Annotated in this window: 13 protein-coding genes, 1 pseudogene and 1 riboswitch; of the genes and pseudogenes, 8 read left to right on the forward strand and 6 right to left on the reverse strand. The window is 72.7% G+C overall.

From position 1 onward, the window contains the following. The first annotated feature begins 161 nt into the window (after positions 1-161). The 3 genes and pseudogenes from ABT041_RS29195 (at position 162) to ABT041_RS29205 (ending at position 2829) form a co-directional block, all read left to right on the forward strand. The gene (locus ABT041_RS29195) at positions 162-1022 is read left to right on the forward strand and encodes a bifunctional methylenetetrahydrofolate dehydrogenase/methenyltetrahydrofolate cyclohydrolase (protein WP_351189890.1); all 861 of its coding nucleotides are present in this window, start codon (positions 162-164) and stop codon (positions 1020-1022) included. Between the two features lie 76 nt (positions 1023-1098). Next, positions 1099-1488 (forward strand): annotated as a pseudogene (locus ABT041_RS29200) (DUF3017 domain-containing protein); the annotation flags it as partial. 351 nt (positions 1489-1839) lie between these two features. Beyond that, positions 1840-2829, forward strand: a complete 990-nt coding sequence (locus ABT041_RS29205) for a malate dehydrogenase (RefSeq protein ID WP_351189893.1) — start codon at positions 1840-1842, stop codon at positions 2827-2829. Positions 2830-2947: 118 nt separating this feature from the next. Here the strand turns inward: ABT041_RS29205 and ABT041_RS29210 are convergent, their stop codons facing one another. Together ABT041_RS29210 and ABT041_RS29215 are read right to left on the reverse strand one after the other, a co-directional pair. Next, positions 2948-3682: an isocitrate lyase/PEP mutase family protein gene (locus ABT041_RS29210; protein ID WP_351189896.1), complete on the reverse strand. Its 735-nt coding sequence runs from the start codon at positions 3680-3682 to the stop codon at positions 2948-2950. Next, the gene (locus ABT041_RS29215; RefSeq protein WP_351189899.1) at positions 3679-4179 is read right to left on the reverse strand and encodes a carboxymuconolactone decarboxylase family protein; all 501 of its coding nucleotides are present in this window, start codon (positions 4177-4179) and stop codon (positions 3679-3681) included. Before ABT041_RS29215 ends, ABT041_RS29210 begins: the two co-directional genes overlap by 4 nt. Positions 4180-4226: 47 nt before the next feature. Between ABT041_RS29215 and pdxR the strand changes: the two genes are divergently transcribed. Next, the gene (gene pdxR, locus ABT041_RS29220) at positions 4227-5645 is read left to right on the forward strand and encodes a MocR-like pyridoxine biosynthesis transcription factor PdxR (protein ID WP_351189901.1); all 1419 of its coding nucleotides are present in this window, start codon (positions 4227-4229) and stop codon (positions 5643-5645) included. A gap of 3 nt (positions 5646-5648) precedes the next feature. Here the strand turns inward: pdxR and ABT041_RS29225 are convergent, their stop codons facing one another. Further along, positions 5649-6494 (reverse strand): DMT family protein, encoded by an 846-nt coding sequence (locus ABT041_RS29225; protein WP_351189904.1) that lies wholly within the window; start codon positions 6492-6494, stop codon positions 5649-5651. A gap of 112 nt (positions 6495-6606) precedes the next feature. Between ABT041_RS29225 and ABT041_RS29230 the strand changes: the two genes are divergently transcribed. Next, positions 6607-6903 (forward strand): hypothetical protein, encoded by a 297-nt coding sequence (locus ABT041_RS29230; RefSeq protein ID WP_351189907.1) that lies wholly within the window; start codon positions 6607-6609, stop codon positions 6901-6903. A gap of 15 nt (positions 6904-6918) precedes the next feature. Beyond that, the gene (locus tag ABT041_RS29235; RefSeq protein WP_351189910.1) at positions 6919-8103 is read left to right on the forward strand and encodes a glutathionylspermidine synthase family protein; all 1185 of its coding nucleotides are present in this window, start codon (positions 6919-6921) and stop codon (positions 8101-8103) included. Positions 8104-8109: 6 nt separating this feature from the next. Here the strand turns inward: ABT041_RS29235 and ABT041_RS29240 are convergent, their stop codons facing one another. Next, complete coding sequence (locus ABT041_RS29240) at positions 8110-8310, reverse strand: hypothetical protein (protein WP_351189913.1); 201 nt, start codon at positions 8308-8310, stop codon at positions 8110-8112. A gap of 317 nt (positions 8311-8627) precedes the next feature. After that, on the reverse strand, positions 8628-9833 hold the full coding sequence (rocD, locus tag ABT041_RS29245; RefSeq protein ID WP_351189916.1) for an ornithine--oxo-acid transaminase: 1206 nt from the start codon (positions 9831-9833) through the stop codon (positions 8628-8630). 123 nt (positions 9834-9956) lie between these two features. Further along, positions 9957-10047, forward strand: a riboswitch (ZMP/ZTP riboswitch). A 64-nt stretch (positions 10048-10111) separates the two neighbouring features. On the opposite strand from rocD, the gene glyA reads away from it, so the two are divergent. Next, a complete protein-coding gene (gene glyA / locus ABT041_RS29250; RefSeq protein ID WP_351189918.1) occupies positions 10112-11380 on the forward strand; it encodes a serine hydroxymethyltransferase in 1269 nt (422 codons plus the stop codon). A 322-nt stretch (positions 11381-11702) separates the two neighbouring features. Here the strand turns inward: glyA and ABT041_RS29255 are convergent, their stop codons facing one another. Then, on the reverse strand, positions 11703-12806 hold the full coding sequence (locus ABT041_RS29255) for a serine hydrolase domain-containing protein (RefSeq protein WP_351189921.1): 1104 nt from the start codon (positions 12804-12806) through the stop codon (positions 11703-11705). A 109-nt stretch (positions 12807-12915) separates the two neighbouring features. Here ABT041_RS29255 and trpS point away from each other — a divergent pair, with 109 nt between their 5' ends. Beyond that, positions 12916-13929 carry a tryptophan--tRNA ligase gene (gene trpS, locus ABT041_RS29260; protein WP_351189923.1) on the forward strand — a complete coding sequence of 338 codons (1014 nt, stop codon included), beginning with the start codon at positions 12916-12918 and terminating at the stop codon, positions 13927-13929. Positions 13930-13941 lie beyond the last annotated feature (12 nt).

The following is a 13941-nucleotide window of genomic DNA, read 5'->3' on the forward strand; positions in this document are numbered from 1 at the left end:
ACTTTCCGCGGTACTACGCGGATCATCGTCGTCGCAACGTCGACTTTTTGTCCAGTCGCCCGGTCGTCGGGTTGTGCAGATGCAACCCGTCGTTCCGCATCGCCCGCCTTCGCGCGGCAGCGAATTGGAACAAGGCGGGGGTCATCCGGGAGGATGTCTCCATGAGCGCCCAGATTCTCGATGGCAAGGCCACCGCAGCCGCGATCAAGTCCGATCTGACCGTCCGTGTGGCGGCCCTCAAGGAGAAGGGCATCACGCCCGGCCTGGGCACGGTCCTGGTCGGCGACGACCCGGCCAGCCAGAAGTACGTCGCCGGAAAGCACCGCGACTGCGCGGAGGTCGGCCTCGCGTCCATCCAGCGCACCCTGCCGGGCACCGCCACCCAGGAGGAGATCGAGGCGGTCGTACGGGAGCTCAACGAGGACCCGGCCTGCACCGGCTACATCGTCCAGCTGCCGCTCCCCAAGGGCATCGACGAGAACCGCATCCTGGAGCTGATGGACCCGGCCAAGGACGCGGACGGCCTGCACCCGACCAACCTCGGCCGGCTCGTCCTCAACGAGCCCGCCCCGCTGCCCTGCACGCCGAACGGCGTCATCACCCTGCTCCGCCGGCACGGCGTCGAGATCAACGGCGCCGAGGTCGTCGTCGTCGGCCGCGGCGTCACCATCGGGCGCCCGATGCCGCTGCTGCTCACCCGCCGCTCCGAGAACGCCACCGTGACCCAGTGCCACACCGGCACCCGGGACCTCGCCGCCCACCTGCGCAACGCCGACATCATCGTCGCGGCCGCCGGTGTGCCGCACCTGATCAAGCCCGAGGACGTCAAGCCGGGCGCGGCCGTCCTCGACGTCGGCGTCTCGCGCAACGGCGAGGGCAAGATCGTCGGTGACGTCCACCCGGGCGTCGCCGAGGTGGCCGGCTGGATCTCCCCGAACCCCGGCGGTGTGGGCCCGATGACCCGCGCCCAGCTCCTCGTCAACGTCGTCGAGGCCGCCGAGCGCGCGGCCGAGGCGCTCTGACGTGAGCTCCGGGACCCCGGGGGCGCCCGGGAACCCGGACGGCGCGGCGGGCGCGGCGGACGCCGGAGCGACGGGCAGTTCGCGCCGGCGGCTCACCACCGACACCGCGCGCCCCGAGGGCGGCGGCCGGGCGGCCCCCGGCGACGCCCCGGCGCCCGCGCGCCAGTGGCCGCTGCTCACCGTCCTCGTACTCGCCGGGCTCGGGCTGCTCGTCGTGGGCACGGACCCGTTCGAGCAGGCCTTCCGGGTGGGGGCGATCCTGGTCGGGGCCGCGCTTCTCACGGGTGCGGCGATGCGCCGGGTGCTGCCGTCCGTCGGCATGCTGGCCGTCCGCTCCCGCTTCACGGACATGATCACGTACGGGGTGATGGGCGGCCTGATCGTGCTGCTCGCGCTGATGGTCCAGCCGGATCCCTGGCTGCGGATCCCGTTCCTGGAGGACGTACTCCACCTCACGGTGACGTGACCGTCCGGTTCGTGAGCAACGGCGCCCGCCCTCTCCCCCGTGGGAGGGCGGGCGCCGTCACGATCAAGGGTCATGTACGTGCCAACGTCGGTTCAAGCTCCGTCGGTGCGCTGTGGCACGGAAGTGACCATTCCGCCACGTCGGCCGCCGGGGACTCCGCCGCACGGCCCCGGAGGCCTCTCCGGACGGGTGGCAGTGAGCCGGACCACAAGGGGGTGGGGATTGGCGGGGGCCCGGGTCGGATAGCCTGACCGCTGGATATCTCTTCATGTCGAGACACCGATCGATCAAGAGAGCTATCCCGCACCAGGGGCAGGGACCCCCACCGCCAGCTGTCTTACGGAGATCGCCATGACCCGCACTCCCGTGAATGTCACCGTGACCGGCGCGGCCGGCCAGATCGGCTACGCGCTGCTCTTCCGCATCGCCTCCGGCCACCTGCTCGGCGCGGACGTGCCGGTCAAGCTGCGCCTCCTCGAGATCCCGCAGGGCGTGAAGGCCGCCGAGGGCACCGCCATGGAGCTCGACGACTGCGCCTTCCCGCTGCTCAAGGGCATCGACATCTTCGACGACCCGAACAAGGGCTTCGAGGGCGCCAACATCGGCCTGCTCGTCGGCGCCCGCCCGCGCGGCCCGGGCATGGAGCGCGGCGACCTGCTCGCCGCCAACGGCGGCATCTTCAAGCCGCAGGGCGAGGCCATCGCCGCGCACGCCGCGGACGACATCAAGGTCCTGGTCGTCGGCAACCCGGCCAACACCAACGCCCTGATCGCCCAGTCCGCCGCCAAGGGCGTCCCGGCCGAGCGCTTCACCGCGATGACCCGCCTGGACCACAACCGCGCCCTGACGCAGCTGGCCCAGAAGACCGGCTCCTCGGTCACGGACATCAAGCGCCTCACCATCTGGGGCAACCACTCCGCGACCCAGTACCCGGACATCTTCCACGCGGAGATCGCCGGCAAGAACGCCGCCGAGGCCGTCAACGACGAGCAGTGGCTGGCCGACACCTTCATCCCGACCGTCGCCAAGCGCGGCGCCGCGATCATCGACGCCCGTGGCGCGTCCTCCGCGGCCTCCGCCGCCAACGCCGCCATCGACCACGTCTACACCTGGGTCAACGGCACCGCCGAGGGCGACTGGACCTCCATGGGCGTCCCGTCCGACGGCTCCTACGGCGTCCCCGAGGGCCTCATCTCGTCCTTCCCGGTCACCTGCAAGGACGGCAAGTACGAGATCGTCCAGGGCCTGGAGATCAACGACTTCTCCCGCGCCCGCATCGACGCCTCCGTCAAGGAGCTCTCCGAGGAGCGCGACGCGGTGCGCGAGCTCGGCCTGATCTGAAGCTGAATCACGCTTCACATTCCCGGCGCCCCCGGGCCGTACGACCGACCGTACGGCGCGGGGGCGCCGTTTTTCGCCGGCACGGAACCCCCGACTCCCCCATGCCGGCCGACCGGTTTCAGAGGCGGTCGTCCTCCCGGAGGGTCGTTGCGAGGGAACGGACGTCCTGGAGCGCTCGCGTCAGCAGCCCGTCCCCGAACGTCACCCGCGTCGCGCCCAGGCGGAACAGTTCCGTGAAGGAAGGCCCGTCCGGGACCGCCAGCGCGTTGACGGGCAGGTCACCGAGCGCCGCCCGCAGCCCCGGCAGATCGGACGGCGCCGCCGCGATCGGGTACACACAGTCCGCGCCGGCGGACGCGTAGAGCCGGGACCGGGCGATCGCCTCCGCCAGCGGGTCCGAGGAACCCCGGATGTACGCGTCCACCCGCGCGTTGACGAAGAGCGAGGGCCCCGCCGCCGCCCGCACCTGCGCCAGCCACTCCGCATGCGCCTCCGCGTCCTTCAGCGCCCGGCCCGGACCGCTGTCCTCCAGGTTGACGCCGACCGCGCCGGACTCCCGTACCCGTTCGACCAGTTCCGCCGCCGGAAGGCCGTACCCGCCCTCCAGGTCCGCCGTGACGGGGACGGAGACCGAGCGGACGATCCGCGCCACCGCCGCGAACATCTCGGCCGCCGGCGTCGCCCCGTCCTCGTACCCCAGGGACGCCGCGATCCCCGCGCTCGGCGTGGCGAGCGCCGGATACCCGGCCTCCTCGAAGGCGCGGGCGCTCGCCGCGTCCCACGGCCCGGGCAGCACCAGCGGTCCGTCCGCGGGCAGGCGCCGGTGGAGGGCCCGCAGAGCCTCGGCGGTCATGCGGGGCGCGGGGTGTAGTGGCCGGGCGTCATCCGGGTGGTGACGCCGATCCGGTTCCAGGCGTTGATCGTGACGATCGCGGCGATGACCCGGGCGAGCTCCGTCTCGTCGAAGTGCGCGGCGGCCCGTGCGTACACCTCGTCGGGCACGAAGCCGTCGGTGAGGACGGTGACGGCCTCGGTCAGCGCGAGCGCCGCGAGTTCCCGCTCGGTGTAGAAGTGCCGGGACTCCTGCCAGGCGGAGAGCTGCACGATCCGCTCGACGCTCTCGCCCTCGGCCAGCGCGTCCTTGCCGTGCATGTCGACGCAGAACGCGCAGCGGTTGATCTGCGAGGCCCGGAGCTTGATCAGGTGGTACAGGGCCGGGTCGATGTCCTTCGCGGCGGCCGTCTCCAGCCGGACCATCGCCCGGTAGAACTCGGGGAGGTGTTCGGGGAGGGACATCCGGGGCGCGTGCTCATGGGCGTACACGGTCTGCTCTGTCTCTGCCGTCGTCATGCCGACCACCGTACGGAGCCGATGGCTCAGCTGTATGGTCCATTCCCATGGCGAACGACTGGGCCACTTTCGGGGCCGACCTCCATCTGGAACTCCGCGGCACCCGGCTCCGCGCGGGTCTCATGGACGCCCTGCGGGAGGCGGTCCGCAGCGGTCGTCTGGAGGCCGGGACCCGGCTGCCGTCCTCCCGCTCGCTCGCCGCCGACCTCGGCATGGCCCGCAACACCGTCGCCGACGCGTACGCCGAGCTGGTCGCCGAGGGCTGGCTCACCGCCCGGCAGGGCTCCGGGACCCGCGTCGCCCGCCGTACCGCACCCCGCCCGGCGGCGCCGTCCGCTCCGGTCCTGCCGCCGCCCGGCACGGGCCGGGGCCGGCCCGCCGCGCCCGCGCACAACCTGAGGTCCGGCACCCCCGACCTCGCCTCCTTCCCGCGCACCGAATGGCTCAAGGCCTACCGCCGGGCCCTCACCGACGCCCCCAACGAGGCCTTCGGGTACGGCGATCCGCGCGGCAGGCCCGAACTGCGCGCCGCGCTCGCCGAGTACCTCGCCCGCGCCCGGGGCGTGCACGCCCGGCCCGAGCGGATCGTGATCTGCGCGGGGTTCGTGCACGGCCTGACGCTGATCGGCCAGGTGCTGCGGGCCCGGGGGGTGCGGGACGTGGCGGTCGAGTCGTACGGGCTCGGGCTCCACGACGACCTCCTCCGCGGGGCCGGACTCGGCACCCCCGCCCTGGCCTTCGACGAACGCGGCACGAGGACCGAGGAGTTGGCCGCCCTCGACGGCTGCGGAGCGGTCCTGATGACCGCCGCCCACCAGTACCCGCTGGGCGGCGCCCTGCCCCCGGACCGGCGGGCGGCGGTCGTCGACTGGGCGCGGGCCTCCGGCGGCCTCGTCCTGGAGGACGACTACGACGGCGAGTTCCGCTACGACCGGCAGCCCGTCGGCGCCCTCCAGGGCCTCGACCCCGAGCGCGTCGTCTACTTCGGCACCGCGAGCAAGTCCCTCGCGCCCGGGCTCCGCCTCGCCTGGATGGTCCTGCCGGCGGGCCTGGCGGAGGAGGTCGCGGCGGCGAAGGGGGCCGTGGACTGGTCGTCGAGCGCGCCGGACCAGCTGGCGTTCGCCGCGTTCCTGCGCTCGGGGGCGTACGACCGGCACGTGCGGGCGATGCGGCTGCGCTACCGGCGGCGCCGCGACCAGCTGGTGGCGGCCGTCGCCGCGCACTCCCCGGAGACCCGGGTCAGCGGCATCGCGGCCGGCCTCCATGCCGTCCTCGCCCTGCCGCCCGGCACCGAGCAGGCCACCCTGCGGGCCGCCGCCTGGCGCGGCCTCGCCGTCCAGGGCGTCAACCAGTTCCGCCGCCCCACGGTCCCGGCCACCCTCGACGGCCTGGTCGTCGGCTACGCCACACCCCCCGACAGCGGCTGGCAGAGCGCCCTGCAGGCCCTGTGCGGGGTGCTGCCCTGAGGGTCAGGAGGGGGTGCTCGGCTCCGCGGCCGGTACCGGCTCCGGGGCCGGTGCCTCGCCGAACCGGGCCAGGGTCAGGGAGCCCGCCACCGCCACCGCGAAACCGGCGATCGCCAGCCAGCCGAGCCCGTCCCGGGTGCTGTCCCCGAGCCAGATCACCCCGACGATCGCCGGGCCGATCGTTTCTCCGAGCACCGCGCCCGCCGTCGCCGTGGTCACCGAGCCGCGCTGGAACGCCGAGGTCAGCAGCAGGAACGCCGCCCCGCCGCCGACGAGGAGCGCGTACCAGACGGGATCCGTGAAGTCGATGCCCTCGATGAGCCGGACCGCCACCTCCACCACCCCGAAGCCGACCCCCGCCCCGAGCCCCAGGACGAGCGCCCGGGACCGCACCGGCAGCCGCCCCGCCACCACGCCGAGCAGCAGGACGCCGAAGGAGATGCCGAGGAGCACCCAGTCCAGCACCTCCGAGCCCTCCCGGTGGCCCTCCTTGCCCGAGGCGAACGCCAGCATCGCGAGCCCCAGGCAGACCACGGCCACGGCCACCCACTCCACCCGGCTCAGCCGCACCCGCAGCACCCGGGAGGCGATGACCGCCGTGACCGCCAGACTCGCGGCGAGCGCCGCGCCCACCACGTAGATGGGGAGCGTCCGCAGCGCCACGATCTGCAGCACGAAGCCCAGACCGTCCGCCCCGAGGCCGGCGAGATAACGCCACTGCTGCAGGGCCCGCCACATCAGTGCGACGTCGACACCCCCGCCCGTCCCCGGCTCGGCGGCCCGCGCCGCCATCGCCTGGAGGACCGAGGCGGCGCCGAAGCACACGGACGAGGCCAGCGCACAAATCATCCCGAGAAGCACAAAGCGACTCTAGGGGCTGAGGCCGGAAATCACCGGCCTACACTGTGCGGTCGCGAGGCGCGCGTGACGCGCTCGCGAGGGCGAAGGGGAGGCGACGGACATGCGCAGGCTGAGGTCGAGCACCGTGGTGCTCGGCGGGATGGGTGTGCTCGCGGCGACGATCACCGCGTGCGGTTCGGAGCCGGACAAGCGGTGCGTGGACCCGCTGACCCGGGAGGAGCTGCCGAGCTACGAGTGCCAGAGCGGCGGCGGCAGCGACGACGACAACGGCTCCACCCACCGCGGCTCGTACTACTACGGCGGTTCCGTGCGCGACCGCAAGGTGAGCGGCGGCAGCTTCGACAAGACCGCCGTCGACACCGGCGGCTTCGGCTGCTCCGGCACCGGCGGCGGCTGAGGCGGGCCCGGCACCATGGAACGCCACACCATCGAGCCCCGGCCCGGCTGGCAGGAGACGGTCGAGGAGCAGGGGCTCGTCTATCCGCTGACCCGCCACCCGGACGGTTCGCTGCGCCCGTACTGGGACGAGAGCGCGTACTACTCCTTCTCGCTGCCCGAGGTCGAGGCGCTGGAGGAGGTCGTCGAGGAGCTGCACGCCCTGTGCCTGGAGGCGGCCGCGCACATCGTCGAGCACGACCGTTTCGCCGAGCTCGGGATCACCGACCCGAAGCTGGCGGGCCTGGTCGCCGAGTCCTGGCGGCGCCGCGCCGAACTCCCCTCCCTGTACGGCCGCTTCGACCTGCGCTACGACGGCACGGGCCCGGCCAAGATGCTGGAGTACAACGCCGACACCCCGACCTCGCTCGTCGAGGCCGCGAGCCCGCAGTGGTTCTGGATGGAGGAGCGGTTCCCCGGCGCCGACCAGTGGAACTCCCTCCACGAGCGGCTCGTCGAGGCCTGGAGGCGCCAGGCCCCGCTGCTGCCCCCGGGCCCCCTCCACTTCGCGCACTCGGACGGCGACGAGCTCGGCGAGGACCTGATGACGGTCGCGTATCTGCGCGAGACCGCCCAGCAGGCCGGGCTCGACACCGAGGCGCTCTCCGTCGAGCGGATCGGCTGGGACCGGCTCTCGCGCCGCTTCGTCGACGACCGGCTGCGCTTCATCCGCAGCTGCTTCAAGCTCTACCCGTGGGAGTGGCTGACCACCGACCGCTTCGGCCGGCACGTCCTCGACACCCTCGACAACGGCGGCGGCACCGGCACCACCTGCTGGATCGAACCCGCCTGGAAGATGCTGCTCTCCAACAAGGCGCTCCTCGCGATCCTGTGGGAGCTGAACCCGGGCCACCCCAACCTGCTGCCCGCCTATCTCGACGGCCCGCGCGAGCTGGCCTCGACGGCCGGCTGGGTCGCCAAGCCGCTGCTCGGCCGCGAGGGCGCGGGCGTCACCCTGCACGAGGCCGGTACGGAGCCCTTCGTACGGGACGGGGAGGCCTGCTGCTACCAGGAGCTGGCCCCGCTGCCCGACTTCGACGGCAACCGGGTGGTGCTCGGCGCGTGGGTCGTCGAGGACGAGGCGGCGGGGCTCGGCATCCGGGAGTCGGCGGGGCTCGTCACCGACGAGTACGCCCGCTTCCTCCCGCACGTGATCCTCTAGGACCCGTCAGATCTTCACCACGGTGACGGCCGGGCCGCAGAGCAGCGTCAGATCCTCCGGATCCGGGGTCAGGACGGTGACCGGGCCCGCCGCGCGGCGCGCGACCGCCGCCAGGACGGCATCGATCGCGTACTTGTGGCCGTGCAGGCCCTGCTCCCGCAGGAGCACGGCGGCCTCGTCGCTCACGGACCGGGTGACGTCGTGCACGTCGATGCGGGACAGGACCCATTGGATGCGCGCCGGGTGGACCCGCTCGTAGTCCGCCCCCAGACGGGTCGTTGTCGATCTCGAAGTCGGCCACGATCTCCCGTTGCCGCTCCATGGCGAGTCGATGCTCCAGCGCCTCCGCGACGTACGCGGAGAAACCGCCGGCCCCGACACGGCTGCGCACGCTCTCGGCGAGCTCCTCGGGCAGGCTGATCGAGTACTTCTTGCTACCGCTCATGCACCCGATCGTTCTGTCGATGCCCCCCTCGCAGGCGGTTTCCAACCGCACCACCAGGGGAGCCCGGCGTTCCCGACGCTCAGTCCGACAGAACCCCCCTCAACTGCTCCAGACCCCAGTCCAGGTCCTCCTTCGAGATGACCAGCGGCGGAGCGATCCGGATCGTCGAACCGTGCGTGTCCTTCACCAGCACCCCGCGCTCCATCAGCCGCTCCGAGATCTGCCGGCCCGTCCCCTTCGACGGCACGATGTCGACGCCCGCCCACAGCCCGCGCCCGCGCACCGCCTCCACCGCGCCGCCGCCCACGAGCAGCCCCAGCTCCGCGTGGAGGTGCTCGCCCAGCTCCGCCGCCCGCTCCTGGAACTCGCCCGTCCGCAGCATCGCGATCACCTCCAGGGCCACCGCGCAGGCCAGCGGGTTCCCGCCGAACGTCGACCCGTGCTCACCCGGCCGGAAGACCCCGAGCACGTCACGGTCGGCCACCACCGCCGACACCGGCACCACCCCGCCGCCCAGCGCCTTCCCCAGGATGTACACGTCCGGCACCACCCCCTCGTGCTCGCACGCGAACGTCCGCCCCGTCCGGCCCAGACCCGACTGGATCTCGTCCGCCATGAACAGCACGTTCCGCCGGCGCGTCAGCTCCCGCACCCCCGCCAGATAGCCGGCCGGCGGGACCAGGACCCCCGCCTCGCCCTGGATCGGTTCGAGCAGCACCGCCACCGTGTTCTCGGTGACCGCCGCCTCCATCGCCGTCAGGTCCCCGTACGGCACGATCTCGAACCCCGGCGTGTACGGCCCGAAGTGGTCCCGCGCCTCGTGGTCCGTCGAGAAGCTCACGATCGTCGTCGTCCGGCCGTGGAAGTTGTTCGCCGCCACCACGATCTTCGCGTGCCCGTCCGGCACGCCCTTCACCTCGTACCCCCACTTCCGGGCGGTCTTCACGGCCGTCTCGACCGCCTCCGCCCCCGTGTTCATCGGCAGCACGGCCTCCTTCCCGCACAGCTCCGCCAGCTGCGTGCAGAAGTCGGCGAACCGGTCGTGGTGGAAGGCGCGCGAGGTCAGCGTCACCCGCTCCAGCTGCGCCTTCGCCGCGTCGATCAGACGCCGGTTGCCGTGCCCGAAGTTGAGCGCCGAGTACCCGGCGAGCATGTCGAGATAGCGACGGCCCTCGACATCGGTCATCCAGGCACCGTCCGCCGAGGCGACGACGACCGGAAGGGGGTGGTAGTTGTGAGCGCTGTGCGCGTCCGCGGAAGCGATCGCGTCTTCTGTCCTCGACACGGGATCTCCGTTCGTCCTGCGGCTCGGGGGGTGGCTCGTCCCCAGGGGGCTGTGGCCCCTTTCTTATCGTCGCTCGGATGCCGGACGGGGAAACCTCGGCGACGGCACGCCAGCTACCCTGGAAACACGCACGGCGACTGGCGTACGGGGAAGCGACCCCGGGGGAGCCGTGCGCGCTCCACCACACGAGGTGCCGCTCGCCTGGGCATCACGGGCCCCTGGTCCCGTGCGCACCTCCGCCCCGGGACCGTTCCGCCGAACGCCCGGAGGACACCACCATGACCATCCCGCAGCACCACCCCGCACTCGCCTCGGCCGACCCCGAGCTCGCCGCCCTCGTCGGCGCCGAGGAACGGCTCCAGGCCGAGACCCTGCGCCTCATCCCCAGCGAGAACTACGTCTCCGCCGCCGTCCTCGAGGCCTCCGGCACCGTCCTCCAGAACAAGTACAGCGAGGGCTACCCCGGCCGCCGCTACTACGAGGGCCAGCAGAACATCGACCAGGTCGAGACGCTCGCCATCGAGCGCGCCAAGGCCCTCTTCGGTGTCGACCACGCCAACGTCCAGCCCTACTCGGGCTCCCCGGCCAACCTCGCCGTCTACCTCGCCTTCGCGCAGCCCGGTGACACGGTCATGGGCATGGCCCTGCCCATGGGCGGCCACCTCACCCACGGCTGGGGCGTCTCCGCCACCGGCAAGTGGTTCCGGGGCGTCCAGTACGGCGTACGCCACGACACCGGGCGCATCGACTTCGACGAGGTCCGCGAGCTCGCCCTCAAGGAGCGCCCGAAGATCATCTTCTGTGGCGGCACCGCGCTGCCCCGCACCATCGACTTCGCCGCCTTCGGCGAGATCGCCCGTGAGTCCGGCGCCGTCCTCGTCGCCGACGTCGCCCACATCGCCGGCCTCGTCGCGGGCGGCGCGCACCCGTCCCCGGTCGGGCACGTGGACGTCATCTCCACGACCACCCACAAGACCCTCCGCGGGCCGCGCGGCGCGATGCTCATGTCCACCGAGGAGCACGCCAAGGCCCTCGACAAGGCCGTCTTCCCCGGCCTCCAGGGCGGCCCGCACAACCAGACCACCGCCGCCATCGCCGTCGCCCTCCGCGAGGCCTCCCAGCCGTCGTTCCGCGACTACGCCCACGCCGTCGTCGCCAACGCCAGGGCCCTCGCCGAGGCGCTCCTCGCGCGCGGCTTCGATCTGGTCTCCGGCGGCACCGACAACCACCTGATCCTGATCGACCTCACCCCGAAGCAGGTCCCGGGCAAGATCGCCGCGAAGGCCCTCGACCGGGCCGGAATCGTCGTCAACTACAACACCGTCCCCTACGACCCGCGGAAGCCCTTCGACCCCTCCGGCATCCGCATCGGCACCCCGTCCCTCACCTCCCGCGGCCTCACCCCGGGCCACATGGACCAGGTCGCCGAGTGGATCGACCGCGCCGTCACCGCGGCGGGCACCGGCGACGAGGACACCCTCGCCGCCGTCCGCGCGGAGGTCGCCGACCTGATGGCCGCCTACCCGGCCCCGGGCCTCCCGGTCTGACCGGCGGCTGTCCGGCCCCGGGCCTCCCGGTCTGACCGGCGGCTGTCCGGCCCGGGGTTTTCCGGTCTGGCCGGCGGCTGTCCGGCCCGGGGTTTTCCGGTCTGGCCGGCGGCTGTCCGGCCCGGGGTTTTCCGGTCTGACCGGCGGCTGTCCGGCCCGGGGTCTTCCGGTCTGACCGACGGCCGTCCGGCCCCGGGCCTCCCGGTCTGACCGGCGGCTGTCCGGCCCGGGGTTTTCCGGTCTGACCGACGGCCGTCCGGCCCCGGGCCTCCCGCTCTGGCCGGCCGCTACCCGGCCCCGGCCCTCCCCGTCTGACCGGCCGCTACCCGCCCACGGCCTCGCGGATCAAGGCCGCGAGGTCCTCGGCATGGGTGTCGTCCGCGCCCGCGTTCAGCCGGTTGCGGGTGAAGGCGAACGCGAGTCCGCGCGCGGGATCGGCGAAGGCGGTGCTGCCGCCGCTGCCGTTGTGGCCGAACGCGGTGGGCTCGCCGCCCGTCTCGGGCCGTTCGAGGAAGTAGCCGAGGCCCTTGGGGATGGGGGCGCCGAGGATCCGGTCCGGTTCGCGGGTCTGCGGCGCGTACAGCAGCGGCAGCCGCTCGGCGGGGACCAGCCGGACCCCGTCGACCTCGCCGAGCAGCGCCGCGTACATACGGGCCACGGCGCGTGCGCTCAGGGTCGCGGCGGCCGGGGCGTCGGCCCTCAGGTAGTCGGAGCGGTTGGCGAGCCGCGCGCAGGGCCACACGCCGGGGTTCGGCACGGCCCGGCGGAACGGGGCGTCCGCCGGGATCGCGGCCAGCATCTCCTCCCAGCTGCCCGCCACCAGCGGCACCACCCGGCCCGCGTGCTCGTCGGGAGTCCCGAAGAAGAGCGAGTCCGCGATGCCGAGGGGCTCGGTGACGTGCCGGCGCAGCGCCTCGGCGACGGGGAGTCCGGTGGCACGGCGCACGGTCTCGCCCACCACCCAGCCGAAGGTCCAGCCGTGGTAGCCGCTGGCCGTGCCCGGCTCCCACAGCGGCTCCTGCGCGGCGATCAGCGCACACATGCCGTCCCAGTCGCACAGCTCCTCCGGCGTGATGCCCGGCGGCAGCTGCGGCACGGCCGTGCGGTGGGTCAGCGCGTCGCGGACGGTGGCACGGTCCTTGCCGTGGACTCCGAACTCGGGCCAGTAGGCGGCGATCGGGGTGTCGTAGTCGAGCAGCCCGCCCGCGACGAGGACGTGGACCAGCGTCGCCGTGACGCCCTTGCCGGTGGAGAAGCTGTGGAACAGCGAGCCGGAGTCGACCGCCCGGCCCCCGGCCCCCTCGCCCGCGTGCGCGTCGACGATCAGCTCCCCGTGCCGGTACGCGGCGACCTGCACGGCCGATTCCCGGCCCGAGTCGACCAGCCGCCGGACCATGTCCTCGACCCGTGCCTGTATGTCTGCCATCGGATCCCCCTCCGAGTGCGATGTGCGGTGAGCGCCGAGTGTGTTTCTCGTCTCACGGGGCACGATGCCACGTCCGGTTCCGGGGGTCACACCTGAGACAATGTTGAGCATGGCCTCTGACAGTCCCCGTGTGCTCTCCGGAATCCAGCCCACCGCAGGCTCGTTCCACCTCGGCAACTACCTCGGCGCCGTCCGCCAGTGGGTCGCCCTGCAGGAGACCCACGACGCCTTCTACATGGTCGTCGACCTGCACGCGATCACGGTCCCGCAGGACCCCGCCGAGCTGCGCGCCAACACCCGGCTCGCCGCCGCCCAGCTGCTCGCCGCCGGTCTCGACCCCGAGCGCTGCACCCTCTTCATCCAGAGCCACGTCCCCGAGCACGCACAGCTCGGCTGGGTCATGAACTGCCTCACCGGCTTCGGCGAGGCCTCCCGCATGACCCAGTTCAAGGACAAGTCCGCCAAGCAGGGCGCCGACCGCGCCACCGTCGGCCTCTTCACGTATCCGATCCTCCAGGTCGCGGACATCCTGCTCTACCAGGCCGACGAGGTCCCGGTCGGCGAGGACCAGCGCCAGCACATCGAGCTGACCCGCGACCTCGCGGAGCGCTTCAACGGCCGCTTCGGCGAGACGTTCACGATTCCGAAGCCGTACATCCTCAAGGAGACGGGGAAGATCTACGACCTCCAGGACCCGGCGATCAAGATGAGCAAGTCGGCGTCGACGCCGAAGGGACTCATCAACCTCCTGGACGACCCGAAGGTCACCGCGAAGAAGGTCAAGAGCGCCGTCACCGACACCGACACGGTGATCCGCTTCGACCCGGAGAACAAGGCCGGCGTCTCCAACCTGCTGAGCATCATGTCCACGCTCACCTCCACCTCCGTCGAGGACCTGGAGAAGAGCTACGAGGGCAAGATGTACGGCGCGCTGAAGACGGATCTGGCCGAGGTCATGGTGGACTTCGTCACGCCGTTCCGGGCCCGCACGCAGGAATACCTGGACGACCCGGAGACGCTGGACTCGGTCCTGGCCAAGGGAGCGGAGAAGGCCCGCGCGGTCGCCGCGGAGACGCTGGCGCAGACGTACGAGCGGATCGGCTTCCTGCCCGCCAAGCACTGAGTCCAAGGACCC

It is taken from the genome of Streptomyces sp. NPDC002825 (assembly GCF_040295385.1).
GTDB lineage: Bacteria > Actinomycetota > Actinomycetes > Streptomycetales > Streptomycetaceae > Streptomyces.

What these genes read in the sequence shown, in the direction of transcription:
- pdxR (WP_351189901.1), top strand. Translation starts at nt 4,227, where the DNA reads ATGGCGAACGACTGGGCCACTTTCGGGGCCGACCTCCATCTGGAACTC.
- ABT041_RS29225 (WP_351189904.1), bottom strand. Translation starts at nt 6,494, where the DNA reads ATGATTTGTGCGCTGGCCTCGTCCGTGTGCTTCGGCGCCGCCTCGGTC.
- ABT041_RS29205 (WP_351189893.1), top strand. Translation starts at nt 1,840, where the DNA reads ATGACCCGCACTCCCGTGAATGTCACCGTGACCGGCGCGGCCGGCCAG.
- ABT041_RS29210 (WP_351189896.1), bottom strand. Translation starts at nt 3,682, where the DNA reads ATGACCGCCGAGGCTCTGCGGGCCCTCCACCGGCGCCTGCCCGCGGAC.
- ABT041_RS29230 (WP_351189907.1), top strand. Translation starts at nt 6,607, where the DNA reads ATGCGCAGGCTGAGGTCGAGCACCGTGGTGCTCGGCGGGATGGGTGTG.
- ABT041_RS29235 (WP_351189910.1), top strand. Translation starts at nt 6,919, where the DNA reads ATGGAACGCCACACCATCGAGCCCCGGCCCGGCTGGCAGGAGACGGTC.
- trpS (WP_351189923.1), top strand. Translation starts at nt 12,916, where the DNA reads ATGGCCTCTGACAGTCCCCGTGTGCTCTCCGGAATCCAGCCCACCGCA.
- ABT041_RS29195 (WP_351189890.1), top strand. Translation starts at nt 162, where the DNA reads ATGAGCGCCCAGATTCTCGATGGCAAGGCCACCGCAGCCGCGATCAAG.
- ABT041_RS29215 (WP_351189899.1), bottom strand. Translation starts at nt 4,179, where the DNA reads ATGACGACGGCAGAGACAGAGCAGACCGTGTACGCCCATGAGCACGCG.
- ABT041_RS29255 (WP_351189921.1), bottom strand. Translation starts at nt 12,806, where the DNA reads ATGGCAGACATACAGGCACGGGTCGAGGACATGGTCCGGCGGCTGGTC.
- glyA (WP_351189918.1), top strand. Translation starts at nt 10,112, where the DNA reads ATGACCATCCCGCAGCACCACCCCGCACTCGCCTCGGCCGACCCCGAG.